Genomic DNA, 25,647 nt, shown 5'->3' on the forward strand with positions numbered 1-25,647 from the left:
CTTCATCCTGAGGCGCGAGCGCAGCGAGCCTCGAAGGATAAGGGAAGTGGGTGGGATTGGCCGGGTGGCGGGCGTCAAGCGGTCGAAATGCTTCATCTTGAGAGAAACGGGCTCACGAAACCCCACGCGAACACCGGACCTCCCCAACCCTGACATCGGCATTCCCAAAAATCTTTGCCGTGACAGGGCCCATATTGCGGTGTAGCGGCCCTCACGCCCGACAATCAGTGCGGGTGCATTCCCCCCGCCGGTCGCCTTGCCCCCCTTCCGCACCCTCGGCCTCTGGGCCGCCCTCGTCGCCGTGTCCGCGGCCGTCTCGTACGGGCTGCTGCTCGCGCAGTTCCCAGCGGCGTTGCTGCTCGGCCCGATGATCGCGGCCATCGCGTTCGGGGTCGGCGGCTCCCGGCTGCACGTGCCGCGCGTCGCCTTCAACGCCTCTCAGGCGATGATCGGATGCCTGGTCGCCCACGCCGTCACCGGGCAGATCGCCCAGACCCTGTTCGAGGACGGGCCGCTGATCGTAGCCGTCGTGCTCGTGACCGTGGCGGCGAGCGGTTTCGTCGGCTGGGTCCTGACCCGGTTGCGGGTGCTGCCCGGCACCACGGCGGCCTGGGGTTCTTCGCCCGGGGGCGCCTCGGCCATGGTGGCGATGGCCGAGGATTTCGGCGCGGATCCGCGGCTCGTGGCCTTCATGCAATATGTCCGCGTGGCCGCGGTCGTGTTCTCGGCCTCGCTCGCCGCCCGATTCCTGATGGAGGCGCCAATCCCGGGGGCGGCCGCCGGCGCGGCTGAGGTGACCGGGCCGGTCGCGCTGCTGGCGACCCTTGCTGTGGCGGTGGTCGGTGCCGGCGCGGCCCTGGCCCTGCGGGTCCCGGCCGGCGCCCAGATCGGCCCGATGGTGCTCGGCAGCCTGCTCCATGCCAGCGGTCTGGTGCGGATGTCCCTGCCGGCGCCGATCCTCGAACTCGCCTATGCCTGCATCGGAATCTATGTCGGCCTGCGCTTCACCCGCGAGACCCTGCGGCTGACCTTTTCTGCGCTGCCCGGCATCCTGGCGGCGACGTTTTCGGTGATCGCCCTGTGCGCCGCGTGGGGTTGGGGCCTGACCTTCCTGCTGCCGATCGACCTGCTCACCGCGGTGCTGGCCACCAGCCCGGGCGGCCTCGATTCCGTGGCGATCATCGCGGTCGGCTCGAAGGCGGACGTCTCCTTCGTGCTCGCCGTGCAGACCCTGCGGCTGTTCGTGGTGCTGCTCACCGGGCCGCTGCTGGCCAAGTGGATCAGCCGGTCCGTGCCGGAGGGCGCGGCTCGATGAACGCTTTGGTCCTCGCCTTCCTGAATTCCTGGCGCGGCCTGCGCCACGGCGCCCGCACCGAGCGGGCCGTGCGGCAGGAGCTGATGCTGCTGGCGCTCGGCGTGCCGGTGGCGCTGCTGCTCGGCTCGACCCTGTGGGTCCGGGTGGCCCTGATGGCGAGCCTGCTGCTGATGCTGGCCGCCGAGTTCCTGAACACCGCCGTAGAAAAACTCTGCGACCACGTCCATCCGGGCCATCACCCGATGATCGGCACCGTGAAGGACCTGGCCTCGGCCGGCACCTTCATGGCGCAGGTGGCGGCGCTGCTGGTGTGGGTGGCGGCTTTGGTGGAACGGGTGGGGTAGCAGACCCGATCGGGCGCGTCGCTCGCATCTCGCGGCGCGAGGGTCTATCTCCGGCCATCCGCGCCACGCGCCCCAAGTCCCAAAAAATGACCGACTACATCCGAAAGATCCTGACCGCCCGCGTCTACGACGTGGCGATCGAGAGCCCGCTCGATCCGATGCCGCGGATGACCCAGCGGCTCGGTCGGCCCGTGCTCCTGAAGCGCGAGGACCTGCAGCCGGTCTTCTCGTTCAAGCTGCGGGGCGCCTACAACAAGATGTCGGGACTGAGCCCGGACCAGATCGCCCGGGGCGTGGTCTGCGCCTCGGCGGGCAACCACGCGCAGGGCGTGGCGCTGGCAGCGGCCAAGCTCGGGGCCCGGGCGGTGATCGTGATGCCGCGCACCACCCCGTCGATCAAGGTCGATGCCTGCCGGGCGCGGGGCGCCGAGGTGGTGCTGCATGGCGACGCCTTCGACGAGGCCCTGGCCCAGGCGAAGATCCTGGAGGCCGAGCAGGGCCTGACCTTCCTGCACCCGTTCGACGATCCCGAGGTGATCGCCGGCCAGGGGACGATCGGCAAGGAGATCCTGGAGCAGCATACCGGGCCGATCGAGGCGATCTTCGTGCCAGTGGGCGGCGGCGGTCTGGCGGCCGGGATCGCGACCTTCGTGAAGTACCTGCGCCCGGGCACCAAGGTGATCGGCGTCGAGCCGGAGGATGCCGCCTGCATGGCCGCGGCGCTGGCTGCCGACACACGGGTCAGCCTGCCTTCGGTCGGGTTGTTCGCCGACGGCGTCGCCGTGCGCCAGGCCGGCGAGGAGACCTTTCGGCTTTGCCGCGAGCATCTCGACGAAGTCATCACCGTCGACACCGACGCCATGTGCGCGGCGGTCAAGGACATCTTCGACGACACCCGGGCGGTGTCCGAGCCGTCCGGGGCGCTGAGCCTCGCCGGGGCCAAGCTCTATGCCGAGCGCGAGGGTGGCGACGGCACCCTGATCGCGATCTCCTCGGGGGCGAATCTCAATTTCGACCGTCTGCGCCACATCGCCGAGCGGGCGGAGATCGGCGAGCAGCGCGAGGTCCTGCTCGGCGTCACCATCCCGGAGCAGCCCGGCGCCTACCGGGCGTTCATCCGGGCGCTCGGGCCCCGGGCGATCACCGAGTTCAACTATCGCCACGCGCCGGGGGCGGAGGCGCAGATCTTCGTCGGCATCAACGTCGCCGGGGGCAAGCGCGAGAAGCAGGCGCTGATCGGCGACCTACGCGAGGCCGGCTATCGCGTCCTCGACATGAGCGACAACGAGATGGCCAAGGTCCATGTCCGCTACATGGTCGGCGGCCGGGCCGTGGGCGTGGCGCATGAGCGGCTGTTCCGCTTCCAGTTCCCGGAGCGGCCGGGGGCGCTGATGAAGTTCCTGGACGCCCTGGGGCCGAACTTCGACATCACCCTGTTCCACTACCGCAACCACGGCGCTGATTACGGCCGGGTGCTCGCCGGGATCGCGGTGCCTCCGGCCGAGCGCGTCCGGTTCGACGAAGCGATCGAGGCGCTGGGCTATCCGGCCACCGACGAGACCGAGAACCCTGCCTACCGGCTGTTCCTGGATGGCGAGGCGGCGGCCTGACTCTCAGCTGTCGACGGTATCGACCGAGATTACGTCGTCTGTCGCGCGCAGCTTCGCGGCGATCGCCTCGAAGCTGGTGCGCGACAGCCGGACGAAGGTGACGGTCACCTCGTCGAGATCCGGGTCGGAGGCCGGCCGGGTGGTGAACTGGCGGACCCGCGAGGCGCGCTCGCCCGTGACGTCGTGGAGCGTGTCGATCGACATCGTGCCCTTGCGGACGGTCATCCGCAGGGTTTGCGACCGCATCCGTTCGCGCCAGCGCTCCTCGAACGGCTTGATCCCGGCCAGGATGCCGACCACCAGGGCCGTGGTCGCCAGGGCCGGCACGTAGAGCCCGCTGCCCACCGCCAGGCCGATCGCCGCCACGCCCCAGAGGCTCGCCGCCGTGGTGAGGCCCTTCACCACCTCGCCGCGCAGCAGGATCGTACCCGCCCCGAGGAATCCGATGCCCGACACCACCTGCGCGGCCATGCGCGAGGGATCGAGCACGATGTTCTTGGTGCCGAGCACGTCGCTGAAGCCGAAGGCCGAGACGATCATGATCAGGCAGGAGCCGACGCAGACGAGCATGTGCGTCCGCAAGCCCGCCGCCCAGAGCAGCCGCTCGCGCTCCAGCCCGATCACGCTGCCGGCCAAAGCTGCTAGGGCGAGCCGGGTCACCATCTCGGCGTTGCTGATCAGAATCGCCTCCGTCTCTCCGCGTTACGCGGATCGGTTCTGGAGGTACCGGAAGGGCGGATCAAGGCGGGTTCGGGATTCGACCGTACTCCGTCATTGCGAGCGCCGCGAAGCAACCCTGGGACGCGCCACGTCCTGGGATTGCACGCTGCCCTAGGTTGCTTCGCTGCGCTCGCGATGACGGCGAGGCGGTGTCGTCGAGAGATCCCTGCTCAGGCCACCCCGAGCGCCGCCTTCTCCACCTCGTAGGCCGCCCGCACGGCCGCAGCGCCATAGGACCGCTCCAGCCGTCGCACGGTGAAATGCGCGCGGGCGGTTGATTGGAAGTGGCTCATGAAGGCGGTGTTCACTGCGGCGCCGCCGAAGGCGCCCAGAACCGGCACCGCCTGGGCGGCGACCTTCTGGGAGACCACGAGACCGAACCGGGCCGCGATCTGCGCGGTGAATCGGATCAGCGCCGGGGCCGACTGGTCGAGCAGGGTCTTGCTGCCCGCGTAGCGAGCCGCCTCTGACAGGGTCTTGGCCAGGGCCGCGCGCACGGCGAAGTAGCCGCTCTCGGTGAGCGCCGAGCCGGCCTCGGTCTCGGGCGGCGTGCGACCGCCCAGCGCAAAGACCTGGACGCAGGCCAGCGCGCCCTCCGGCGTTTCTAGATCCTCGCCCTCCTCCCGGGCGATCTCGGCGATCGAGCGCAGCATCAGTGTGGTCGAAACCGGAAGCTCCACCGCCAGGGTCGCGAGCCCGAACGCGCCCCCGATGGCGCCGGAGAGCGCGGCGAAGGCCTTGTGCTTGGTGTCGCCCGAGCCCAGCAGCCGGGTCAGCCGGCTCTCCGTCTTGGCGACGCCAGCCTCGATCGCGGTGCCGTCCGCGGGGACCACGTTCGTGCGCGGCAGCGTCGCCAGGGCGACCCGCAGGGCGCCGCGCATCGCCGCCTCGGTGGACCGGCCGACCGCTTCAGTGACCGGGGCGGGCAGCGAGCGGCCGATGATGTCGAGGGGGGCACCGGCGGCCGAGGACAGGCGGGCGGCCAGGCTCGGCCGCTCCAGCACCTGCACGGCCCGGCGCAGCGCGGCGAGATCGGCGTCGCTCAGGGCCGTCTCGGGAATCGTCGCCGGCACGGTCGCGTCGGCGCGGGTGAGGTCGGTCGTGCTCATCCGTGAATCCCTGGGTCTGTTCGCGTCACGCAGTGCCGGAGGCCCGCGCCGTGGAAGGAAGCTCGGGCGCCGGGATGCGGTTCCCCGCCTCCTCGGCCGCCCGCGCCGCGGCCTCGTCCTGTCGCTGCCCGTGCCGCCCGACCGCGAGGCACAGGATCAGCACCGGGATCCCGACCAGCGAGGTCATCACGAAGAAGGCCGGATAGCCGATCGCCGCGACCACGAAGCCCGAGGAGCCGGCGATCAGCTTGCCCGGCAGGGCGTAGAGCGAGGAGAACAGCGCGTACTGCGTCGCCGCATAGGCTGTGCTGGTGAGGCTGGACATGTAGGCGATGAGGACGATGCCCGCGAAGGATCCGCAGAAGTTCTCGATCGAGATCGCTACCGTCAAGCGCCAGATCTCGGGGGCGCCGGCCGAGAGCCATGCGAAGGCGAGATGCGAGGATGCGGCCAGGAAGGCGCCGAGCAGCAGCATCGGGAACAGGCCCAGCCGGGCGAGCGCCCAGCCGCCGGCGAAGCCGCCGGCGATGCCGACCCAGATGCCGTAGAGCTTCGTGACGGTGGCGATCTCCTTCAGGTCGAAGCCGAGCGCCCGGTAGAGCGGGCTCGCCATCACGCCGGAGAGGAAGTCCGGCAGGCGGTAGAGCGCCACCAGCAGCAGGATGCCCCAGAGCGCGCCGCCGAAGCGCCCGTGCAACTCGGTCAGCGGCTCCAGAATGGCCCGGCGCATCGACCAGAACCGGGAATGGCCGGTGGCATCGGCCTGAACCCGGCGCGGCGCGTCGAAGGCCGGCGCCAGAAGCGCGGCGATCATGCCCACCAGCATCAAGGCGGCCATGGTCAGGTAGGCGAGGGTCCAGCCGCCGGACGCGGCGATGAACAGCGCACCCGCCCCGGCCGCGATCAGCCCGAGCCGGTAGCCGAGGTTCGAGGTCGCCGCCAGGATGCCCTGGAAGTCGCTGCCGGCGGCGTCGATGCGCCAGCCATCCACCACCACGTCCTGGCTCGCCGCGCAGAACGCCACCAGGAAGGCGCCGAGCCCCAAGAGCGCCAGGTTGGTCTTCGGGTCCGAGAAGGCCATGAGGATCAAGCAGAGTGCGACCGCGGCCTGCGTCGTCACCATCCAGGCCCGGCGCCGGCCGAGCCGCGCGCTTAGGACCGGCACGTTCAGCCGGTCGATCGCCGGAGCCCAGAGGAATTTCAGTGAATACGGGAGCGCGACGTAGCTGAACAGGCCGATCGCCCGCACGTCGATATCCGAGAAGGCGAGCCGGAGCGTGAAGGTCCCGAGCACCAGCAGCAGCGGCAGGCCGGAGGAGAATCCGAGCGCCAGCATCAGCACGATCCGCCGGTCCTCGACGATGTCGCGCAGGTGGAAGCGACGCAAAGCCTGTGGCGGGTTGCCCATCGCATGGAACTCCTGAGCTCTGTTGGCCTTGATCCCGCGAAATCGTGGCAGCCTTGGGCCGTTCGGGTCTTGGCTGAATCGGGAGGCCGAGCGCCTTTATCATGGTCGAAGCATGCTTAACGTGGTGTCCACGTTCCGCAGCCGCGGAGCGTGCGGACGGTCGCCCCGCGTCCAAGTTATGTCGACCAAGTGTGGAATGATGTGTTGAGTGCTCGTCCCGAACCCAGCCCGCCGCACGCGATGCTGGTCGATGCCTTCGCGCGCAGTCCATCCCCGATGGTCATCACCGACGCGCGCGCGCCCGACAACCCAATCTCCTGGGTCAACGACGCGTTCCTGGAGCTGACCGGCTTCGACGCTGACGAGCTGCTGGGGCGCAACTGCCGCATGCTCCAGGGAGCGCGAACCGATATGTCCGAGGTCGCCCGGATCCGGGCCGCCGTCGAGGCGGGCAATCCGGTGACCGCCGAGCTGCTGAACTACCGCAAGGACGGCTCCACCTACTGGAGCGCGATGACGATTACGCCGGTCCACGATGCGGCCGGGCTCGCGTATTTCTACGCGGCGCAAGCCGACATGACCCATACCCGCGAGCGCGAGGTGACGATGCGCGTCACCAACGACGAGCTGGAACGTCTGGTCGCCGCGCGGACCCACGACCTGAGCGCCGCCCTGGAGCAGAAGACCGCCCTGCTCCACGAGGTCGATCACCGGGTGAAGAACAATCTTCAGGTGATCTCGTCGCTGATGTTGCTCAAGGCCCGCCGCACCCCGGAGGGCGATGCCCGGGACGCGCTTCAGGGCATGGCGGAGCGGATCGGCGCGCTCTCGACGGCGCATCGGATGCTCTACTCGGAGGGTGACTGCACCCATTTCAACCTCGGCGACTTCGCTGCCGAGTTCCTGTCCGACGTGAATGCAGGCCTCGATCAAGACAAGCAGCGGGTCGAGGCCGAGGTCGAGCCGATCGCGGTGGCGGCCGCCATGGCCGCGCCGCTCGCCCTGCTGATTCACGAGCTGACCGCCAACGCCCTGCGCCACGCCTTTCCGAACGCCCGGGAGGGGCGCGTCTCGATCACGGCCCGCCGCACAGCGGCCGGCATGCAGCTCACGATCCGGGACGACGGTGTCGGCTTGGCGGCGGCGCCGCCCAACCCCGCGGGCTTCGGCCGGAATCTGGTGGAGATGGTGGTCCGCCAGCTGCGCGGGACCATCGCCTGGGCTGATGCCGGGCCCGGCACCCATGTCGAGATCGATATCCCGCTCCAGCTGCCGACTTGAGAATTCGGCCCGAACGCTTCAAGCTCGTGAAACGCTCAGCGGTCGAGACACCAAAAGGGAGATCGCATGAGGGGTGGGAACGCCGGCGCGGATGCTGCGCTCCGCATCCTCGTGGTCGAGGATGAGGTGCTGATCGCGCTCGAACTCGAATGCCTGCTCGACGATCTCGGGCATGTCACGGTCGGCATCGCCGGGAATTCGGCCGAAGCGATCGCCCTCGGCCGCTCGGCCGAGCCCGACGTCGCCTTCGTCGACATCCACTTGGTTGACGGCCCCACCGGCGTCGAGGTTGCCCGGGCGCTCGCGGCCGATCCGCGGATCACCGTGGTGTTCATGACCGCCAACGCCAAGCGCATCCCGGCCGACTTCGCCGGCGCCATCGGGGTGATCGCGAAACCTTATTCCGAGCGCGTGGTCGCCAGCATTTTAGACTGGGTCGCCGACCGTCGGGCCGGCCGGGCGCCGGAGCACGGGGCGCCGGACGGATTTCATTTCGCGCCGGCGCCGTAGTTTTTTTGCAACGGGCGCTCCCCGACCACCCCCCTCATCCTGAGGCGACGGAGCGAAGCGAAGGCCTCGAAAGAGGCCTCCAGCCAGCCGCGCGATCCCTGGAGGGCTCCTTCGAGGCTGCTGCGCAGCACCTCAGGATGAGGGGGTTTGGTGGGAGACCCCGCACACTCCACAATCACCGCTTCTCCGCCCGCTCCCGCTTCAGCCGGTAGAGCGCATCCAGCGCCTCCCGGGGCGTCAGCGCGTCCGGGTCGATGGCGTCGAGGAGCGCACCCAGCGGATCCTCCGCCGGGGGCTCCGGCGGTGGCGGCGGGGCGAGCGCCGCGAAGAGCGGCAGGTCGTCGATCTTGGCCCGGGCCGGGCGGCCGCGCTCAGCCTTCTCCAGGCTCTTCAGGATCGCCCCGGCCCGCGCCACCACGCTGCCCGGCAGGCCGGCCAAGCGGGCCACCTGCAAGCCGTAGCTGCGCTCGGCGATGCCCGGCACGACCTCGTGCAGGAACACCACGCCGTCCCGGTGCTCAGCCACCTTCAGGGTGGCGTTGTCGAGCCGGGCCAGACGGTCGCCGAGCGCCGTCAACTCGTGGAAATGCGTGGCGAACAGCGCCCGGCAGGCATTGGCCTCGTGGAGATGCTCCAGGCAGGCCCAGGCGATCGACAGCCCATCGAAGGTCGCGGTGCCCCGGCCGATCTCGTCGAGGATCACCAGGGAGCGCCGGGTCGCCTGATTGAGGATCGCGGCGGTTTCCACCATCTCGACCATGAAGGTCGATTGCCCGCGCGCCAGGTCGTCGGCCGCGCCGACCCGGGAGAACAGCCGGTCGACCCGGCCGATCCGGGCCGAGGCCGCCGGCACGAAGGCGCCCATCTGGGCCAGCACCGCGATCAGCGCGTTCTGGCGCAGGAAGGTCGACTTGCCGCCCATGTTCGGGCCGGTGATCAGCCGGATCCGGCCCCGCGTCTCACCCGACAGGTCGCAATCGTTGGCGATGAACGGCGCGCCGGCCCGGCGCAGGGCCGCCTCGACCACAGGATGGCGGCCGCCGGTGATGGCGAAGGCCAACGAATCGTCGACCTCGGGCCGGCGCCAGTCCAGCTCGACCGCGAGCTCGGCGTTGCTGGCGGCGACGTCGAGCGACGCCAGGGCTTCGGCCGTCCGGGCGATCGTTTCGGCCTGGCCCAGGATCCGGCCGGCCAAGTCATCGAACACCGCGGCTTCGAGGGCCTCGGCCCGATCGGTCGCGCCGGCGATCTTCCGTTCCAGGTCGCCGAGCTCGACGCTGGTGAAGCGCATCGCGTCGACCATGGTCTGGCGGTGGACGAAGTCGCGCTGCAGACCCTTGAGGCAGGCCTCGCCCACCGATTGCGGAACTTCGATGAAATAGCCGAGCAGGTTGTTGTGCTTGATCCGCAGGGTCCGGCAGCCGGTCTCCTCCGCGTAGCGGGCCTGGAGCGCCGCCACGACCTTGCGCGAATCCTGACCGAGCAGCCGCGCCTCGTCGATCTCGGCGGCGTAGCCCGCGCGCACGAAATTGCCGTCCCGGCGGGACAGCGGCAGGTCGTCGGCCAGCGCCGCGCGCAGAGTCTCGGTCAAAGCCGGGTCGGCCGCCCCGCAGGCCTGCGCGATCCGTGTCAGCTCCGCCGTGGTCGCGTCAGCTTGTGTTAGGACGGTGCCGAGCCCGGCGGCCGCCGCAAGCCCGTCCCGGATCGCCGCAAGGTCGCGCGGTCCGCCGCGGCCGAGCCCGACTCGCGAGAGGGCCCGGGCGAGGTCGGGCGCCCGCGCCAGCGTATCGCGGATCGTGCGGCGCAGGGCGTGATCCTCGACCAGCAGCGCGACCGTTTCATGCCGCTTGGCGATCCGGGCCAGATCGGTGAGCGGGCCGGCGAGGCGCTCGGCCAGCAACCGGGCGCCGTTGGCCGTCACCGTCCGGTCGATCGTGTCGAGAAGGCTGCCCGCCCGCGCGCCCGAGAGGGTTCGTGTCAGTTCCAGATTGGCGCGGGTGGCGGCATCGATGGCGAGCGTCGCCCCGGCCTCCTCCCGGCTGGGCACCGACAGTGGCGCCCGGGCGGCGATCTGGGTTCGGGCGATGTACAGCAGGGCCGTCCCGGCAGCCTGGATCTCGGCCCGGGTGAAGCTGCCGAAACCGTCGAGCGTCGAGACGCCGTACTGCTCGCGCACTCGCCGCTCGGCCGCTGCGGGCTCCAGTTCCGCCTGTGCCAGGGGGACGATCGCGGCCCGACTCTCCTGCCAGATCCGCGCAAGCTCCGGATCGGCGTGGATCGCCTCGGACAGGACGATCTCGCGGGGATCGTGCCGGGCGATGGCGCCCGCGAGATCGCCCGCGGGCACCTCGCTCAGGGAGAAGCGACCGGTGGAGATGTCGATGGCGGCCAAGCCGTAGGCAGTAGCGCCCTCCCCAGTCTTGCGCCGCCCGATCGCTAGCAGAAGATTGGCGCTGGCCGGATCGAGCAGGCGATCCTCGGTGATCGTGCCCGGCGTGACGAGGCGCACCACCTCCCGCCGGACCACCGATTTCGGACCGCGGCGCTTGGCCTCGGCGGGGTCCTCGGTCTGCTCGCAGACTGCGACGCGGTTGCCGAGCGCGATCAGGCGGCTGAGGTAATCGTCGGCCCGGTCCACCGGGACGCCGCACATTGGGATCTCGGCACCGCCATGCCGGCCGCGCTTGGTCAGCACGATGCCGAGCGCCCGGGATGCGATCTCGGCGTCGCCGAAGAACAACTCGTAGAAATCCCCCATCCGGTAGAACAGGAGGCAGTCGGGGTTGGCCGCCTTGATCTCGATGTACTGCGCCATCATCGGCGTGGCGCCGGACGGATCCAGGCTGGCGGCAGGCGGCGTTTCGGGGGCGGTGCGGACGGCGGTTCGGACCATGGCGCCTCTTAGCAGAGTGAGCCCGCCGAATCAGGCCGTGCCGAGCAATGCGCCTGGGGAGAAACCATCGCCACTCTAAGGTGAGGCTTCTCCGAGACAAAAAACCCGGCGCTGTGGGCGCCGGGCTGTCATTCAGATCGGGTCAGCTCGCTCAGTAGCGCGGGCCGCCGGTGGTGTTGCCGAGGTTCTGCTGGTAGCCGCGCAGGGCTGGGTTCTTTGCGTTCGGGTTGCCGTGCCGCATCGTGTTCAGGCGGCGCGCCCGGCGCTCGTGGCGTGTGGAATGGTGCCGGTGCATCCGATGATGATGCATCACGACGGACTCGACCATGTCGTGCCCGGCCAGGCCCGGTTGCGGCATCGCAGGAGCCGCCTGAACCGACGCCGTGCCGGCGACAAGACCGCCGAAGAATACGCCGACGGTCAGCAGTGAACGAAATGACATTGTTGAAATGCTCCAGTCCAGTCCGAGAAGTGCCAGCACAATGGTTTACGGGCGGGGATGTTCCGGAAAGACATCGGAAAAAGCATCTGTGCAATCTGACAAAAGGGCTGGATTAAGGCGGGCTCTGAACCGTGGCGCAGTCATTAGACGTCCATTAAAGCGGGCTTGACTTCGTTGATACAACTTCTGCGGTGATAAAGTCCGCCCGATTACACGGTCCGCATTCGGAGCCCGTGGCAACGCGAGCGGGAACGGCTCTAGGCCAGAAAGTCGCGCAGCGCCGTATTCACGGCAGCGGGCTCTTCGTGCGCAAGCCAGTGGGTCGCTTGCGGATACCAGGCGATCCGCCCGTCATCGCAGAGGTCCAGGCTCGCCTCCGCCAAGCCCGGTTGCAGGGCGGTGTCCTGTTTGCCCCAGAGGATCAGGGTCGGCACGCGGACCCGCGGTGGCTCCGCCCGCGGCAAGCGGGCCAGGGCGCGATACCAGTTCAGCATGGCCGTCATCGCGCCAGGCTGCAGCCAGGCCTCAACGTAACGGTCGATGTCGGCGGGTGCGAAGGCGCCCGGCCGGCTGCTGCTTGTCAGCGCATGCCGAAGGGCACGGCAGCGATCCAGCGTGAGCAGCCGCTCCGGCAGGACGGGCAGCTGAAACAGGCCGACATAGGAACTGCGCAGCCACTGCCCCGGGTGGCGGCGGATATAGGAGCCGACGATGCCCGGATGCGGCGCGTTGAGGATCGCGAGCCGCGCGATCCGGTCGGGATAATGGCTGGCGGTCCACCACGCGACGAGCCCGCCCCAATCGTGGCCGACGAGGCGGATCGTTGCGAAGCCGTAGGCGTCGGCCAGGGCGATCACGTCGGCGGCCAGCTTGTCGAGGTGATAGGCGGCCACGCCCCGTGGCTTGTCGCTGAGGCCGTAGCCGCGCTGGTCCGGCACGACGAGCCGCAGGCCAGCTTCGGAGAGCGGACCGATCTGGTGGCGCCAGCCGTACCAGAATTCCGGGAAACCGTGCAGCAGGATGGTCGCCGGCCCCGAATCCGGGCCGGCTTCGGCCACGTGCAGGCTTACCTCCGGCAGGCCGACCCGGCGAAACGCAACGCCTGCCACATCCATCATCAGGTCCCGCGCTCCGTCCCGTCAGAAGCCGAGGGCGGAACAGGCGCCCGCCTCGGCGTCGAGTTGGTCCCTGAGGCGGTCCGGGGTGGTCCGCGTCCAGAGGCAGAGCAGGACGAAGGCCGCACCGTGCAGCAGGGCACCGGTCGCCGGGACATAGGGCGATCCGTCGCCGTCCCGAAGGTTTTGCGTGGCGTTCGTTTTGGCCGCGGTGTGTGGTCTGACAGAATGGGTCATCATGATCTTCAGGCTCGACGTATCGTCTCCTCAGGAAGATCGTCGCCCGGGGCATTCGGTTACCGGCCGCCGTTTGCCGCAGTGCGCTGGCGCACACCCGCCGGACTTTCGGTTTCGTCACCGGTTCAGCGCATCGGATCGAGCCACTGCGCCAGATGCCCGGCCGCAATGTTGGCGCACGTGTCCCAGTAGCCGAGCTCGGCGGATTCGCGGAAGCTCGACCAGGCGCGCAGGTCGATGCCAGCGAGCGGCGGTTTGAGCAGGGCCGTGGCGTGGGCCGCCGCCACCATGGTCTGCGCGTCGCTCGAGACCGTGGCGGCGCGCAGCAGCAGCGGCGCGAGGCCCGGCATCGCCAACGGCGAACCGATCAGCCGGCGCAGGAGCCGGCCCCGCCAGCCCCGCATCGGCATGTCCTGGAACGCGCGGTCGCTGCCGACATCGACGGCCAGGACCGGGCCGCGCTCCAGTCCTGCGGCCACGTCCGCCGGCACGTTGTTCATCATGCCGCCGTCGACCAGCACGCCTTCGTCGCACAGGACCGGGGGCAGCAGGCCCGGGATGGCGATGCTGGCCCGCAGCGCCTTGGGCAGGTCGCCGTCGCGATGAATCATCGCCCGCCCGGTGGTAAGGTTCGACGAGACGCAGAAGAACGGCAGCCACAGATCCTCGATGCGCGCGCCGCCGTAGCGCTCGGCGAGGCTGGCATCGACCTTGGCGCCCCGGGTCAGGGCGTGGATCGGCAGCGTGTAATCGTTGATCAGGTTGCGGCCGGTGAAGGCGGCTTCGGTGTGCTCCCGGATCTCGCCGAGGCTCCAGCCCATGGCGAGGCTGGCGGCGATCACCGCGCCCATGCTGGTGCCGCCGACGAAGTCCGCCGCGCAGCCGGCCTCGTCCAGGGCTTGGAGCACGCCGAGATGGGCCAGCGCCCGCGCGCCGCCGCCGCCGAGCACGAGGCCCCGTCCGGCGCCGCAGGCGAGCCGGGCGAGCCGAGCCATGTCGTCCGGCCGGCCGGGGCGGATCTGGATCCGCATGGCCGTGGGCAGGCCGGCGACGTCGGGGTGCAGGGCCTTGGGCCGCTGCGCCTGGGGATCCTGGCGCACCACCAGATCCATGCGGATCCAGTCGGAGCGCACCCGCTCCAGATAGGCGGTCGCGCCCGGGCGCGGCGGCGCACCGGGTTCGGCCAACAGCAGGATGTGGTCGCCGAGGCGCTGGCTCAACCGGGACCACGGGCCGTCGATCTCCCGGGCCAGGAACACGGTCCGCACATGCCGGGCCTCGAAGGCGTGGACCCAGTCCTCGTCCGCTCCCTCCGGCCATCGGGTCAGGCAACCGGTCTCGCCCGGTAGGATCGCGTCCAGGGCGGCGGCGAAGGCCCGAGCGAACGGCTCCGGATCGGGGCCGTCGGTCACCGCGAGCACGACGAAGGTGCGCGGTGCATGGTGCACCGAGTGGCCCTCATAGAGGGCGCGCAGGCGCTCGGCGAGCATGCGGGCAAAGTACAGAAGCGTGTGCGGATGCTCCGTGATCACGGCCTCGAAGGCTGCGCGGGTCAGGCACAGGAGCTGCGAATCGCGCAGCGCCATGACAGTCGCGGCCCGCGGCGCGTCGGACAGGAGCGCCATTTCGCCAAAAATCTCGGGCGGCCTCAGGCGGGCGATCCGGGTCTGCAGCCCGTGGTGGTCGCGGGTCGAGACGCCGACCGCGCCGGAGACCAGGGTGTAGAGCGCGTCACCGGCATCGCCCTGCTCGAACAGGGTCCGGCCGCCCGGCACCGCCATCGCGACCATGCGCGCCCGCACCGCCTCGGCGGCGGTGGCGTCGAGGCCGGCCAGGAACGGAATCTCGGGCGCCCTCACCCCTGCCCCACCATAATCGCGGTCTCGCCTGGCCCCCGATACGCTCGCATCCCGCCGCTCCTGGTCCGCGTCCCCCGTGTCCCATCATAGCGTGTCGGCAGCCGCTACGGTCTGCCCGTCTCTGAAACGGATCGCTCTTCGCGCCGCCGCGGCCGTCCGGTACAGGCAGGACAACGGTATAAACAGGGAGGCAGCGATGTCGGTGGCTGGTCGGATCGCGATCGTGACCGGGGCGGGGACGGGAGTCGGCAGGGCTTCGGCCCTGGCGCTTGCCGGCGCCGGGTGGAGCGTGGTGCTGTCCGGGCGGCGACAGGCGCCCCTCGACGAGGTCGCGGCGCGGATCGAGGCCGGCCGAGCCCTCGTGGTCCCCACCGACGTGACCGACCCGGATTCGATCGCCAACCTGTTCGCGCAGACGACGTCCCGCTTCGGCCGCCTCGACCTGCTGTTCAACAATGCCGGGATCGGTGCGCCGCCGGTGCCCCTGGAGGATCTGCCGCTCGACACGTGGCGCCAGGTGGTCGACACCAACCTCACGGCCCTGTTCCTGTGCACCCAGCACGCCTTCCGGATCATGCGCGACCAGGATCCCCGGGGCGGCCGGATCATCAACAACGGCTCGATCTCGGCGCATGCCCCGCGGCCGAACTCGATCGCCTACACGGCGACCAAGCACGCCGTGACCGGCATCACCAAGGCGACGTCGCTCGATGGGCGCGCCTACGACATCGCCTGCGGCCAGATCGATATCGGCAATGCCGATACCCCGATGGGCGGCAAGATGAAGGCCGGGGTAGCCCAGCCTGACGGCTCGACGCGGGCCGAGGCGGTGATGGATCCGGACCATGTCGGCGACGCCGTGCTGATGATGGCGAACCTGCCGCTGGAGGCCAATGTCCAGTTCATGACCGTCATGGCGACCAAGATGCCGTTCATCGGCCGCGGCTGACCTTTTTTATTCGAGCTCGGCGCTCTTAAGCGCCGATCCGGCCGGGCGACGCACCCGCGCTTACCAACAGCCACGCTTTTTCCGTGTGCTCCGCGCGGCGCCGATTGACGCCCGGTTTTATAACTCATACAAATCGCTCAACAAAAACGGCCGGGTTGCAATCCCGGTCGCGCATGGAGCGAGGGCCCTCGCGACCTGTGCGCCGCCTTCGCCGATCCTGTCGCCGAGCGTCTGCACGTCGTTCGAAGATCAGGCTGCGCCGGTGCTGAAGACTTTCGGTCGGCCTGAACAGCCGTAATCGAATTGATCAATTCAGTTTCCGTGCCGAACCGGTCTCGTCGAGCCGGTCGGCCGGTGACGTCTGACAATCAAAAAAACATTCGCACAACGCGAGGCGCGTGGATCACGCGCAGGACGACGAGACGACCGGGGGGACTTAATGATCACCAGGCAGACATTTCTCAAGCTTGCGCTCACCGCCGCGATGCTGGCGGGCGTCGCCGTGCCCGAGGCACTTGCCGCCAACGGCGACCTGATCGGCGTCGCCATGCCGACCAAGTCGTCCCAGCGCTGGATCGACGATGGCAACAACATCGTGAAGCTGCTGGCCGCCAAGGGCTACAAGCCGGACCTGCAATACGCCGACGACGACATCCCCAACCAGCTCGCCCAGATCGAGAACATGCTCACCAAGGGCGCGAAGGTCCTGGTCGTCGCGTCGATCGATGGGACGACGCTCAGCGACGTGCTGTCGAAGGCGAAGGACAGCGGCGTCAAGGTCATCGCCTACGACCGCCTGATCAAGGGCACCCCCAACGTCGACTTCTACGCGACGTTCGACAATTTCCAGGTGGGCGTGCAGCAGGCGAGCTCGATCGTCGACGCGCTCGGGCTGAAGGACGGCAAGGGCCCGTTCAACATCGAGCTGTTCGGCGGCTCGCCGGACGACAACAACGCCTACTTCTTCTACGATGGCGCCCTGTCGGTGCTGCAGCCCTACATTGACGCGAAGAGGCTGGTGGTGCGGTCCGGCCAGGCCGGCATGGACAAGGTCTCGACCCTGCGCTGGGACCCGGCCACGGCCCAGGCCCGCATGGATAACCTGCTCTCGGCCTATTACGGCAGCGCGAAGCTCGACGCGGTCCTGTCGCCCTACGACGGCATCTCGATCGGCATCATCTCGTCGCTCAAGGGCGTCGGCTACGGCTCCGGCAGCCTGAAGATGCCGGTGGTCAGCGGCCAGGATGCCGAGCTGCAATCGGTCAAGTCGATCGTGGCCGGCGAGCAGTATTCGACGATCTTCAAGGATACGCGCGAGCTGGCCAAGGTGACGGTCGCGATGATCGACGCCATCGAATCCGGCCAGCAGCCGGAGGTCAACGACACCAAGACCTACAACAACGGCAAGAAGGTCGTCCCGTCCTACCTGCTGAAGCCGGTGGTGGTCACCAAGGCCAACTGGAAGCCGGTCCTGGTGGATACGGGCTACTACACGCTCGACCAGCTCAAGTGAGCCAAGCGGGGCCGGATATGCCGGCCCCGACAGATCCTAGCCGATGCCGGCAAGTTTGGCATCGGCGTTCGATCCATGAACGACGAGCCGAAAGTGGTCGCATGCAGCCCGTCCTCGAAATGCGGGGGATTACGAAGACATTCCCCGGGGTCAAGGCGCTCTCGGACGTCAACCTGACGGTCCGGCCTGCCGAGATCCACGCCCTGGTCGGCGAGAACGGTGCCGGAAAATCGACGCTAATGAAGGTCCTCAGCGGGGTCTATCCGCAGGGCACCTACGAGGGCGAGATCCACTACGAGGGCCGGCTCAGCCAGTTCCGGGACATCTCCGACAGCGAGCGCGTCGGGATCGTGATCATCCACCAAGAGCTGGCGCTGGTGCCGTTCCTGTCGATCGCCGAGAACATCTTCCTCGGCAATGAGCCGGCCCGGTTCGGCATCATCGACCGGGATCGCATGTTCACCCGGGCGATCGAGCTGCTCAAGACCGTCGGGCTCGAGGAGAATCCCGATACGCTCGTCACCCATCTCGGGGTCGGCAAGCAGCAGCTCGTCGAGATCGCCAAGGCGCTCTCCAAGAAGGTCAAGCTGCTCATCCTCGACGAGCCGACGGCGAGCCTGAGCGAGAAGGACAGCGACGCGCTCCTGCGCCTGCTCATCAGCTTCCGGGAGCAGGGCATCGCGTCGATCCTGATCTCGCACAAGCTCAACGAGATCTCGAAGGTAGCCGACCGGATCACCGTCCTGCGCGACGGCACCACGGTCGAGACGCTCGACTGCCAGGACGGGTCGATCGACGAGGATCGCATCATCCGCGGCATGGTCGGCCGCGCGATGGCGAACCGGTATCCGGCCCGCGAGCCGCGGATCGGCGATGTGATGCTGGAGGTGCGCGACTGGACGGTGCACCACGCCGTCCACGCCGACCGCCCGGTGGTGCGCAACGTCAACCTCACCCTCCGCAAGGGCGAGATCGTGGGGATCGCCGGCCTGATGGGCTCGGGCCGGACCGAGCTCGCCATGAGCCTGTTCGGCCGCGCCTACGGTCAGGGCATCTCGGGCCGCGTCCGGATCGAGGGCCGGGATGTCGATGTCTCGACCATCGGCAAGGCGATCGCGGCAGGCATCGCCTACGTCACCGAGGATCGCAAGCAGCTCGGCCTCGTGCTCGACGAGACCATCACCAAGAACACCACCCTGGCGAACCTCCCGGGCGTGTCCACGGCCTCGGTGATCGACGAGGACAAGGAGCGCGGCGTCGCCACCGACTACCGGACCAAGATGCGCATCCGGTCCTTCGGGGTCGCGCAGCAGACCGTGAACCTCTCGGGCGGCAACCAGCAGAAGGTCGTGCTCAGCAAGTGGCTGTTCACGCACCCCAAGGTGCTGATTCTGGACGAGCCGACCCGCGGCATCGATGTCGGCGCCAAGTACGAAATCTACGCGATCATCAACGAGTTGGCCGATGGCGGCCGGGGCGTGCTGATGATCTCGTCGGAGATGCCGGAGCTGCTCGGCATGTGCGACCGCATCTACGTGATGAACGAGGGGCGTTTCGTGGGCGAATTCCAGCGCTCGGAGGCGAGCCAGGAGGCGATCATGCGCGCGATCATGCGCTCGAAGGAACTGAACGGATGACCGAGATTTCCGCGGCCAAGACGATGCCCTCCGGCCCCGATTCGATCCCGGAGGCCAAGCCCGCCGCCGATGCGCGTGCGAAGCGCGGCTTCCTCGGGACCTCGCAGGTCCGGGATTACGGGCTGCTGATCGCCCTGCTGCTGATCACGCTGTTCTTCGAGTACACGACGAACGGCGTGCTGTTCCAGCCGCTCAACCTCACCAACCTGATCCTGCAGAACAGCTACGTCGTCGTGATGGCGCTGGGCATGCTGCTGGTCATCGTGGCCGGCCATATCGACCTGTCGATCGGCTCGATCGTCGGCTTCGTCGGCGCGCTGGCGGCCCTGCTGATGGTCCGCTTCGGCCTCGATCCCCTTTCCGCCACGATCATCTGCCTCGCGGTCGGCGCGGCGATCGGCGGTCTGCAGGGGTCGTTCGTCGCCTATCTCGGGATCCCGAGCTTCATCGTCACCCTGGCCGGCATGCTAGTGTTCCGCGGCCTGACCCTCGCCCTGCTCCAGGGTGCCTCGATCGGGCCGTTCCCGGAGGTGTTCCAGCTTCTCGCCAAAGGCTTTCTGGTCAATTTCGCCGGCCCCTGGACCTCGGTGCTGATCGGGGCCGTGCTTGCGCTCATCCTGTTCGGCATGAACTGGCAGCGCCGCGCCGTACAGGTCCGCCATGGCAGCCAGCCCGACAGCCTGGCCGCGTTCGTGGCCCGCAACGGCATCACGACCATCGTGATCCTCGCCTTCGCGTATCAGATGAGCGCGTATCGCGGCCTGCCGAACGTGCTGATCGTGATGTTCGTGCTGGTGATGCTCTACCGGTTCATCACCACGCGGACGACCATCGGGCGGCGGATCTATGCGCTCGGCGGCAACATCAAGGCCGCGTGCCTGTCGGGCATCAAGACCGAGCGGCTGACCTTCCTGACCTTCGCCAATATGGGCGCCCTGGCGGGACTCGCCGGCATGATCTTCGCCGCGCGGCTCAACACGGCGACCCCGAAGGCCGGCGTCGGCTTCGAACTCGACGTGATCGCGGCCTGCTTCATCGGCGGCGCGTCGGCGGCCGGCGGCATCGGCAAGGTCTCGGGCGTCGTCATCGGGGCGTTCATCATCGGCGTGATGAACAACGGCATGTCGATCCTCGGCATCGGCATCGACTACCAGCAGGTCATCAAGGGCATCGTGCTGCTCGCCGCGGTCTGCCTCGACGTCTACAACAAGAAGAACCGCGCCTAACCGGGAGCGGTAACCGGCCCCGCGGATCTACGAGGTCCGCTGGGGCTGCTGGTCGTCGCTGCCCTGCCGTTGGCTCGGTACCTTGGAGAGGTCGGAGGCGGGCTGCATGATCTTTGTCATGAGCAGCGGATGCGGCTGCGGACCCGGCAGGAACCGGATCGCCTGGGGCTCGGGCGCCGGCGCCGGCGGCGGATTCGAAGTCGGTGTCGGTTGCCGGGCTGGTTTCTTGGGCGCGGGCATCGCCGAGAAGCCGACGCACAGCACCAGGCACGACAGCCCGGTCACGACGCCCTCCACGGTCGGGTCCGGATGGGTCATCAGGTAACCGAGCCCGCCGAGCCCCGAGCCGGCGGCCAGGATGCGAGATAGGGACGGATACGAGGGCATGCCCGACACTCGGGCCTGCGTTCTTGCGGGTCGGTCAAACCGACCGGTTCAATTGTCGCGATCCGGGCCAGCTCTGCCCTGGGCGCATAGGGGCGCCGGACGGCTCAGGTCTTGCGCGCGACCGTGAAGCGGGCGGCATCTCGCAGGGTCCGGGCCTTCTCGCCCCAGAGCGCCACCGCGTCCTCGCAGACGCCGACCAGGCGGTCGCACTCGGCCCGGGCGCCGTCGAGGCCGAGGCGGTCGACCAGCGTGGCCTTGCCGGCGTCCTTGTCCTTGCCGGTGGCCTTGCCCATCGCCTCCGGGGAGGCCTCCCGGTCTAAAATGTCGTCGGCGATCTGGAAGGCCTGGCCGAGCGCCAGCCCGTAGCGGAGCAGCGCCGCGCGCTGCCCTTCATCCGCGCCGCCGACGATCGCGCCGGCTTCCACCGAGAAGGCCAGGATCGCCCCGGTCTTCATCGCCTGCATCCGCAGGGTGTCGTCCACGTCCATGGTGGCCGCGCCGAACCGTCCCTCGGCGGTGAGGTCGAGGAGCTGGCCGCCGACCATCCCGCCGAGGCCGGAGGCGCGGGCGAGCCCGAGCACCAGGTCGGCCCGGATCCGCGGGTCGGGCTGCCAGGTCGGGTCGGCGACGATCTCGAAGGCCAGCGTCTGCAGGGCGTCGCCCACCAGGATCGCCGTTGCCTCGTCGTAGGCCTTGTGCACCGTCGGCTTTCCGCGGCGCATATCGTCGTCGTCCATGGCCGGCAGGTCGTCGTGGACGAGGCTGTAGCAATGCACGAGCTCAACCCCCGCGCCCGCCGCGAGCGCCGCGGCCTCGGAACCGCCGAGCATCCGGGCGGTCTCGATGGCGAGGAATGGGCGGAGACGCTTGCCGCCGCCGAGCACGGCGTGCCGCATCGCCTCCATCAGGCGCGGCGGCCGGGCAATCTCGCCGGGGCCGACCTCGGGTCCGAGACGGTCGACCAAAAAGGTCTCGACCGTCTCGGCAACCTGCGCGAGCCTGTGGGAAAACTCGGAGGCGGGGGTGCCAGCCTTGACCGAACCGGTCTGAGCCTGCGTTGAGGAAGTCGAGGTCATCGGGCGCTGCGTCCGGTCTTGGCCTGGCGAAATCAATCGGGCGTCGCTTTGCGCGGAGATGAAATCACGTTCGACCGAACCGGACCCAGGCGGAACGCGGCAGCGCGCGGCGTCCCACGAGACTTGCCACGCGCTCGCCCAAGGCGCTCCCGCCGTGTGCGCCGGATCGTGGGAGCGCTTCTGCTGCTCCCCGCCGCCGGATTCATCTTCACGCTCACGCTGGCGCTCGTCTATAGCGCGGTGACGCCGCCGTCGACCCTGATGCTCGGACGGTGGTTGACGCTTCAGCCTGTGAGCCGCGATCCGGTGCCGCTCGCCGCGATCGCGCCGGTGCTGCCGCAGGCGGTGATCGCCTCGGAGGACCAGCGCTTCTGCCTGGATTACGGGGTCGATTTCGGGGCGATCCGGGAGGTCGTGGAGGACGAGGATTCGCCAAGCCGGGGCGCCTCGACCATCGCCATGCAGACGGTGAAGAACGTCTTCCTGTGGCCGGGCCGCTCCTACATCCGCAAGGTTCTGGAGATTCCCCTCGCGCTGGCGCTCGACGCCCTCTGGGGCAAGCGGCGGATGATGGAGATCTACCTCAACGTCGCCGAGTGGGGCGACGGCATCTACGGCGCGCAGGCGGCGAGCCGTCATTGGTTCGGCAAGGATGCGAGCCGGCTGACCCGGAGTGAGGCGGCCCTCCTGGTCGCCGTGCTGCCGAACCCGATCACCCGCAGCGCCGGCCGCCCCTCCCCCGGGGTCCGCCGCCGCGCCGCGCAGATCCAGGCCATGATGGGCCAGATCGAGGGGCTCACGGGCTGCCTGCGACGGAAATTTTCTTACGATCCGGCGCTCGATGGCTGCTCGCTGGCGCTTTTGATCGACGCGAGGGTGCGCCGGCGCACGAGGCCGCTGACGGGGCGGATCAGGAGCCAGTAGGGCGTGAACTTCAGGCGTGCGGCGCAGCTCGCGCAGGACACGCGCGTCTCGGTGACGAGCCGGGTCCGGCCGTCGGGATCGCGCTGCACTGTGAAGGCCAGGGCGAGCTTGGCCGCGTGGGTAGCGTCGAACGCCAGGAAAGCGGCGCCGTCGGCGATCGGCTCCAAGCCGAAATCCGGGCGCCAGAATCGGCCGATCAAGCCGTAGACGATCTCGCTCTCGCTCCGGGCGAGCAGCGTGAAGTCGTGGAAGCCGAACGGCGCGCGCACCGCTTCCGGCTTGCCGAGGAGACGCATCGGCAATTCCCGCAGGCCGATCACGAGCCGGAAGAACCGATCCGAGTCCGGCCGATAGGCGACGACGCTGTCAAGGATCGCGGCGGGTTCGGCGGCCACTAGGCAAGAATGCGTCTCGCTGAACTGGTAGCTCGGCAGGTATCGGTCGATGCGGCGCATGGCGGTGTCAGGTAGCGTCAGCTGAATGTGTTCGAGCCGATCGTCCCGCGCCGTCATCGCGAGCGCAGCGAAGCGACCCAGTACAGCGCGCGCTCCCCGAACAAGGCGCGATGCTGGCTTGCTTCGCTGCGCTCGCAATGACGGGGTCGGCCGCCCCAAGCCTATCAACCAGAGACCACATCGGCCGCCACTTCAAAGATGCATCGGCCGCCAATCCTGTGCGTCCGGCTGGTCGCGTTCGACCATAAAATCGTCGCTGACGCGCGGCCCATTCAAGAAAAAATTGTCCCAGCGCTCGCCCTGCGGCACGAGCACTCGGCTGCGGCCGATCTTGAGGATATCGACACGCCGCACGTCGACTGGAAAGGCCACAGCTTCAGGAAGCAACACCAACTGATCGTGATCGCAGGTGTAGACGGTCGAACCGGCCATGGGCGTCCCCGATTCGCGAAATCCAACCCCATCCATGATTGATCGGACCACACGCGGACACAAGGCCGTTCCGGGCGGTAGCAGCCGCCGAATCGGCTCTGTAAGAGGGGCGCCAGCTTCGCCACACCGGGACCGCCTGATCATGAACGACGCCGTCTACGACCTCACCCTCGAGCGCATCGCCCTGATCCGCCGGATGGTGGTCGCCTGGAACGGCGCCGAGCCCGGCGCGCCGATGATCCACCCGGAGGCGCCCTACGGCAGCCACGACCGGGACGGCGATATCGCCAACGTCACGGGGGACGACGATGGCGCCGAGGAGGAGCATCGGGCGCTCGAGGATGGGATCGCGGTGTTCTCGCAGAACGCCCGGCTCAAGCCCGGCCGCTACCAGTATCACAATCCGCTCGCCAAGCTGGATTGCGCGGCGATCACCGATGTCTTCCGGGACGTGGCCACCGGCGAGACGCCGGAGCACATCACCTTCGCGGTGACGGACGCGCATCTCGCGCTGATCCCGCGGCTCAACCACGTCTGGGACGCGGATCACGGCGTCCCGCGCATCGACCTGGACCGGCCCTATGGCGGGACCGGGTCGTACACGCTGGCCATGGGGCAGCATATCGGTGGCGCCACCGACGAGGACAGCCTGGCCCGGCTCCACCGCGAGATGCAGCCGGCCTTCCAGATCTTCCTGCGCTACGCCGATCTCGGGCCCGGCCTGTTCCGCCGGAATGCGGCTTCGGTCTGGGAGCCCGCCTGAGCGCGGGCCCCCGGGGGACGCTCAGGCGTCCCGCTTCTTGCGCTGCGCCAGGGTGCGCAGCCGGAGCGCGTTGAGCTTGATGAAGCCCGCCGCGTCGCGGTGGTCGTAGGCGACGGCGCCCTCCTCGAAGGTCACGAGATCCTGGTCGTAGAGCGAGTGCGGGCTCTCGCGGCCGATCACGTGGACGCCGCCCTTGTAGAGCTTCAGCCGCACCGTGCCGGTGACCTTCTCCTGGCTCTTGTCGATCAGCGCCTGGATCATCTCGCGCTCGGGCGAGAACCAGAAGCCGTTATAGATCAGCTCCGCATATTGCGGCATCAGCTGGTCCTTGAGGTGGGCCGCGCCGCGGTCCAGCGTGATCGACTCGATCGCCCGGTGGGCCGGCAGCAGGATCGTGCCGCCCGGCGTCTCGTACATGCCGCGGCTCTTCATGCCGACGAAGCGGTTCTCCACGAGGTCGAGCCGGCCGATGCCGTTGTCGTGGCCGAGCTGGTTGAGCTTGGCCAGCAGGCTCGCGGGCGACAGGGCCTCACCGTCGATCGAGACCGCATCGCCCTTCTCGAAGCCGATGGTGACGATGGTCGGCGTGTCCGGCGCCTGCTCGGGCGAGATCGTCCGGGAGAAGACGTAATCGGGCACCTCGACGGCCGGATCCTCCAGCACCTTGCCCTCCGAGGAGGCGTGCAGGAGGTTGGCGTCCACCGAGAACGGGCTCTCGCCACGCTTGTCCTTGGCGATCGGGATCTGGTGCTGCTCGGCAAACGCGATCAGCTGCTCGCGCGAGCGCAGGTCCCATTCGCGCCAGGGGGCGATCACCGTCACGTCAGGCTTGAGCGCGTAATAGCCGAGCTCGAACCGGACCTGATCGTTGCCCTTGCCGGTGGCGCCGTGGCAGACCGCGTCGGCCCCGAGCCGCTCGGCGATCTCGATCTGCTTCTTGGCGATCAGCGGCCGCGCGATCGAGGTGCCCAGCAGATAGACGCCCTCGTAGACCGCGTTGGCCCGGAACATCGGGAACACGTAATCCCGCACGAACTCCTCGCGCAGGTCCTCGATGAAGATGTTTTCGGGCTTGATCCCGAGCAGCTCGGCCTTGCGGCGGGCCGGCTCCAGCTCCTCCCCCTGGCCGAGATCGGCCGTGAAGGTGATGACCTCGCAGCCGTAGGTGGTCTGCAGCCACTTCAGGATGATCGAGGTGTCGAGGCCGCCGGAATAGGCCAGCACCACCTTCTTCACGGGGCTCTTCGCGGGATCGGACATGCTGGTTCCGGAACTGGTGCAGGGTGTCGGCGGCTTATCGCGGGTGTCATCGGCCTGCAACCGGCGTGCCGCTTCGCGCGTAGCCTGTTGCCGGACGATCGACAGCGTTTCGCCTCATGACCGCCTTGCGGCCGTGTGAGGCACGGCGCGGCGCGGGCATTGCCTGATCCCCGCAGCACGAA

General features: G+C 68.9%; 23 protein-coding genes and 1 pseudogene. 11 read left to right on the forward strand and 13 right to left on the reverse strand.

Going from position 1 to position 25,647, the window contains the following annotated elements; translation table 11 throughout:
- Positions 1 to 256 precede the first annotated feature (256 nt).
- The 3 genes from MKK67_RS27565 to ilvA are packed head-to-tail and all read left to right on the forward strand — an operon-like array spanning position 257 to position 3,269.
- Positions 257 to 1,315, forward strand: a complete 1,059-nt coding sequence (locus MKK67_RS27565) for an AbrB family transcriptional regulator (protein ID WP_243971509.1) — start codon at positions 257 to 259, stop codon at positions 1,313 to 1,315.
- On the forward strand, positions 1,312 to 1,659 hold the full coding sequence (locus MKK67_RS27570) for a diacylglycerol kinase (protein ID WP_243971511.1): 348 nt from the start codon (positions 1,312 to 1,314) through the stop codon (positions 1,657 to 1,659). Before MKK67_RS27565 ends, MKK67_RS27570 begins: the two co-directional genes overlap by 4 nt.
- A 26-nt stretch (positions 1,660 to 1,685) precedes the next feature.
- Positions 1,686 to 3,269: a threonine ammonia-lyase, biosynthetic gene (gene ilvA / locus MKK67_RS27575; protein ID WP_409568454.1), complete on the forward strand. Its 1,584-nt coding sequence runs from the start codon at positions 1,686 to 1,688 to the stop codon at positions 3,267 to 3,269.
- 3 nt (positions 3,270 to 3,272) lie between these two features.
- Here ilvA and MKK67_RS27580 read toward each other — a convergent pair whose 3' ends face one another.
- The 3 genes from MKK67_RS27580 to MKK67_RS27590 all read right to left on the reverse strand — a co-directional run bounded on the left by MKK67_RS27580 (position 3,273) and on the right by MKK67_RS27590 (position 6,506).
- Positions 3,273 to 3,932 (reverse strand): MgtC/SapB family protein, encoded by a 660-nt coding sequence (locus tag MKK67_RS27580; protein ID WP_243971515.1) that lies wholly within the window; start codon positions 3,930 to 3,932, stop codon positions 3,273 to 3,275.
- 227 nt (positions 3,933 to 4,159) lie between these two features.
- Positions 4,160 to 5,098: an EcsC family protein gene (locus MKK67_RS27585; protein ID WP_243971517.1), complete on the reverse strand. Its 939-nt coding sequence runs from the start codon at positions 5,096 to 5,098 to the stop codon at positions 4,160 to 4,162.
- A gap of 25 nt (positions 5,099 to 5,123) precedes the next feature.
- Complete coding sequence (locus MKK67_RS27590) at positions 5,124 to 6,506, reverse strand: AmpG family muropeptide MFS transporter (RefSeq protein WP_243971519.1); 1,383 nt, start codon at positions 6,504 to 6,506, stop codon at positions 5,124 to 5,126.
- Positions 6,507 to 6,746: 240 nt separating this feature from the next.
- On the opposite strand from MKK67_RS27590, the gene MKK67_RS27595 reads away from it, so the two are divergent.
- Together MKK67_RS27595 and MKK67_RS27600 are read left to right on the forward strand one after the other, a co-directional pair.
- Entirely contained in the window at positions 6,747 to 7,787 is a 1,041-nt protein-coding gene (locus MKK67_RS27595) for a PAS domain-containing protein (protein WP_243971724.1), read from the forward strand.
- A 66-nt stretch (positions 7,788 to 7,853) separates the two neighbouring features.
- Positions 7,854 to 8,297, forward strand: a complete 444-nt coding sequence (locus MKK67_RS27600; protein ID WP_243971521.1) for a response regulator — start codon at positions 7,854 to 7,856, stop codon at positions 8,295 to 8,297.
- Between the two features lie 175 nt (positions 8,298 to 8,472).
- Here MKK67_RS27600 and mutS read toward each other — a convergent pair whose 3' ends face one another.
- The 5 genes from mutS to MKK67_RS27625 all read right to left on the reverse strand — a co-directional run bounded on the left by mutS (position 8,473) and on the right by MKK67_RS27625 (position 14,843).
- On the reverse strand, positions 8,473 to 11,190 hold the full coding sequence (gene mutS / locus MKK67_RS27605) for a DNA mismatch repair protein MutS (protein WP_243971523.1): 2,718 nt from the start codon (positions 11,188 to 11,190) through the stop codon (positions 8,473 to 8,475).
- Between the two features lie 151 nt (positions 11,191 to 11,341).
- A complete protein-coding gene (locus MKK67_RS27610; protein ID WP_243971525.1) occupies positions 11,342 to 11,632 on the reverse strand; it encodes a hypothetical protein in 291 nt (96 codons plus the stop codon).
- A gap of 257 nt (positions 11,633 to 11,889) precedes the next feature.
- Positions 11,890 to 12,747 carry an alpha/beta fold hydrolase gene (locus tag MKK67_RS27615; RefSeq protein ID WP_243971726.1) on the reverse strand — a complete coding sequence of 286 codons (858 nt, stop codon included), beginning with the start codon at positions 12,745 to 12,747 and terminating at the stop codon, positions 11,890 to 11,892.
- A gap of 24 nt (positions 12,748 to 12,771) precedes the next feature.
- Positions 12,772 to 12,987 carry a hypothetical protein gene (locus MKK67_RS27620; RefSeq protein ID WP_243971526.1) on the reverse strand — a complete coding sequence of 72 codons (216 nt, stop codon included), beginning with the start codon at positions 12,985 to 12,987 and terminating at the stop codon, positions 12,772 to 12,774.
- 122 nt (positions 12,988 to 13,109) lie between these two features.
- Positions 13,110 to 14,843, reverse strand: a complete 1,734-nt coding sequence (locus tag MKK67_RS27625; protein WP_243971528.1) for a patatin-like phospholipase family protein — start codon at positions 14,841 to 14,843, stop codon at positions 13,110 to 13,112.
- A gap of 196 nt (positions 14,844 to 15,039) precedes the next feature.
- Here MKK67_RS27625 and MKK67_RS27630 point away from each other — a divergent pair, with 196 nt between their 5' ends.
- The 4 genes from MKK67_RS27630 to mmsB all read left to right on the forward strand — a co-directional run bounded on the left by MKK67_RS27630 (position 15,040) and on the right by mmsB (position 20,168).
- A complete protein-coding gene (locus MKK67_RS27630) occupies positions 15,040 to 15,792 on the forward strand; it encodes an SDR family oxidoreductase (protein ID WP_243971530.1) in 753 nt (250 codons plus the stop codon).
- Positions 15,793 to 16,231: 439 nt separating this feature from the next.
- Positions 16,232 to 17,305, forward strand: a complete 1,074-nt coding sequence (gene chvE / locus MKK67_RS27635; protein ID WP_409568449.1) for a multiple monosaccharide ABC transporter substrate-binding protein — start codon at positions 16,232 to 16,234, stop codon at positions 17,303 to 17,305.
- Positions 17,306 to 17,406: 101 nt separating this feature from the next.
- A complete protein-coding gene (gene mmsA / locus MKK67_RS27640; RefSeq protein ID WP_243971532.1) occupies positions 17,407 to 18,942 on the forward strand; it encodes a multiple monosaccharide ABC transporter ATP-binding protein in 1,536 nt (511 codons plus the stop codon).
- Positions 18,939 to 20,168 carry a multiple monosaccharide ABC transporter permease gene (gene mmsB, locus MKK67_RS27645; RefSeq protein ID WP_243971534.1) on the forward strand — a complete coding sequence of 410 codons (1,230 nt, stop codon included), beginning with the start codon at positions 18,939 to 18,941 and terminating at the stop codon, positions 20,166 to 20,168. The genes mmsA and mmsB overlap by 4 nt, the downstream gene beginning before the upstream one ends.
- 27 nt (positions 20,169 to 20,195) lie before the next feature.
- On the opposite strand, the gene MKK67_RS27650 is transcribed toward mmsB, so the two are convergent.
- Both MKK67_RS27650 and MKK67_RS27655 read right to left on the reverse strand, forming a co-directional pair.
- A complete protein-coding gene (locus MKK67_RS27650) occupies positions 20,196 to 20,555 on the reverse strand; it encodes a hypothetical protein (protein ID WP_243971536.1) in 360 nt (119 codons plus the stop codon).
- A 104-nt stretch (positions 20,556 to 20,659) separates the two neighbouring features.
- The gene (locus tag MKK67_RS27655; protein ID WP_243971538.1) at positions 20,660 to 21,631 is read right to left on the reverse strand and encodes a polyprenyl synthetase family protein; all 972 of its coding nucleotides are present in this window, start codon (positions 21,629 to 21,631) and stop codon (positions 20,660 to 20,662) included.
- Between the two features lie 123 nt (positions 21,632 to 21,754).
- Between MKK67_RS27655 and mtgA the strand changes: the two are divergent.
- A pseudogene (gene mtgA, locus MKK67_RS27660) lies at positions 21,755 to 22,447 on the forward strand (monofunctional biosynthetic peptidoglycan transglycosylase); the annotation flags it as partial.
- A gap of 8 nt (positions 22,448 to 22,455) precedes the next feature.
- Here mtgA and MKK67_RS27665 read toward each other — a convergent pair.
- Together MKK67_RS27665 and vapB are read right to left on the reverse strand one after the other, a co-directional pair.
- Positions 22,456 to 23,010 carry a hypothetical protein gene (locus tag MKK67_RS27665; RefSeq protein ID WP_243971543.1) on the reverse strand — a complete coding sequence of 185 codons (555 nt, stop codon included), beginning with the start codon at positions 23,008 to 23,010 and terminating at the stop codon, positions 22,456 to 22,458.
- A 192-nt stretch (positions 23,011 to 23,202) separates the two neighbouring features.
- Positions 23,203 to 23,442, reverse strand: coding sequence for a type II toxin-antitoxin system VapB family antitoxin (gene vapB / locus MKK67_RS27670; protein ID WP_243971545.1), 240 nt, complete (start codon positions 23,440 to 23,442; stop codon positions 23,203 to 23,205).
- Positions 23,443 to 23,584: 142 nt separating this feature from the next.
- Between vapB and MKK67_RS27675 the strand changes: the two genes are divergently transcribed.
- Positions 23,585 to 24,205 carry a hypothetical protein gene (locus MKK67_RS27675; protein WP_243971547.1) on the forward strand — a complete coding sequence of 207 codons (621 nt, stop codon included), beginning with the start codon at positions 23,585 to 23,587 and terminating at the stop codon, positions 24,203 to 24,205.
- A gap of 21 nt (positions 24,206 to 24,226) precedes the next feature.
- On the opposite strand, the gene MKK67_RS27680 is transcribed toward MKK67_RS27675, so the two are convergent.
- Positions 24,227 to 25,465 carry an argininosuccinate synthase gene (locus MKK67_RS27680; protein WP_147897495.1) on the reverse strand — a complete coding sequence of 413 codons (1,239 nt, stop codon included), beginning with the start codon at positions 25,463 to 25,465 and terminating at the stop codon, positions 24,227 to 24,229.
- Positions 25,466 to 25,647: the final 182 nt, after the last annotated feature.

Origin of the sequence: Methylobacterium sp. J-072 (assembly GCF_022829425.1) — a bacterium.
Taxonomy (GTDB): Bacteria; Pseudomonadota; Alphaproteobacteria; order Rhizobiales; family Beijerinckiaceae; genus Methylobacterium.

Coding starts and splice junctions, on each gene's coding strand:
- MKK67_RS27595 (WP_243971724.1), top strand. CDS start 6,747: ATGCTGGTCGATGCCTTCGCGCGCAGTCCATCCCCGATGGTCATCACC.
- MKK67_RS27570 (WP_243971511.1), top strand. CDS start 1,312: ATGAACGCTTTGGTCCTCGCCTTCCTGAATTCCTGGCGCGGCCTGCGC.
- MKK67_RS27590 (WP_243971519.1), bottom strand. CDS start 6,506: ATGGGCAACCCGCCACAGGCTTTGCGTCGCTTCCACCTGCGCGACATC.
- MKK67_RS27580 (WP_243971515.1), bottom strand. CDS start 3,932: ATGGTGACCCGGCTCGCCCTAGCAGCTTTGGCCGGCAGCGTGATCGGG.
- MKK67_RS27655 (WP_243971538.1), bottom strand. CDS start 21,631: ATGACCTCGACTTCCTCAACGCAGGCTCAGACCGGTTCGGTCAAGGCT.
- MKK67_RS27615 (WP_243971726.1), bottom strand. CDS start 12,747: ATGGATGTGGCAGGCGTTGCGTTTCGCCGGGTCGGCCTGCCGGAGGTA.
- chvE (WP_409568449.1), top strand. CDS start 16,232: ATGATCACCAGGCAGACATTTCTCAAGCTTGCGCTCACCGCCGCGATG.
- mmsA (WP_243971532.1), top strand. CDS start 17,407: ATGCAGCCCGTCCTCGAAATGCGGGGGATTACGAAGACATTCCCCGGG.
- vapB (WP_243971545.1), bottom strand. CDS start 23,442: ATGGCCGGTTCGACCGTCTACACCTGCGATCACGATCAGTTGGTGTTG.
- MKK67_RS27675 (WP_243971547.1), top strand. CDS start 23,585: ATGAACGACGCCGTCTACGACCTCACCCTCGAGCGCATCGCCCTGATC.
- mmsB (WP_243971534.1), top strand. CDS start 18,939: ATGACCGAGATTTCCGCGGCCAAGACGATGCCCTCCGGCCCCGATTCG.
- MKK67_RS27630 (WP_243971530.1), top strand. CDS start 15,040: ATGTCGGTGGCTGGTCGGATCGCGATCGTGACCGGGGCGGGGACGGGA.
- MKK67_RS27680 (WP_147897495.1), bottom strand. CDS start 25,465: ATGTCCGATCCCGCGAAGAGCCCCGTGAAGAAGGTGGTGCTGGCCTAT.
- MKK67_RS27650 (WP_243971536.1), bottom strand. CDS start 20,555: ATGCCCTCGTATCCGTCCCTATCTCGCATCCTGGCCGCCGGCTCGGGG.
- mutS (WP_243971523.1), bottom strand. CDS start 11,190: ATGGTCCGAACCGCCGTCCGCACCGCCCCCGAAACGCCGCCTGCCGCC.
- MKK67_RS27620 (WP_243971526.1), bottom strand. CDS start 12,987: ATGATGACCCATTCTGTCAGACCACACACCGCGGCCAAAACGAACGCC.
- MKK67_RS27610 (WP_243971525.1), bottom strand. CDS start 11,632: ATGTCATTTCGTTCACTGCTGACCGTCGGCGTATTCTTCGGCGGTCTT.
- MKK67_RS27665 (WP_243971543.1), bottom strand. CDS start 23,010: ATGCGCCGCATCGACCGATACCTGCCGAGCTACCAGTTCAGCGAGACG.
- MKK67_RS27585 (WP_243971517.1), bottom strand. CDS start 5,098: ATGAGCACGACCGACCTCACCCGCGCCGACGCGACCGTGCCGGCGACG.
- MKK67_RS27600 (WP_243971521.1), top strand. CDS start 7,854: ATGAGGGGTGGGAACGCCGGCGCGGATGCTGCGCTCCGCATCCTCGTG.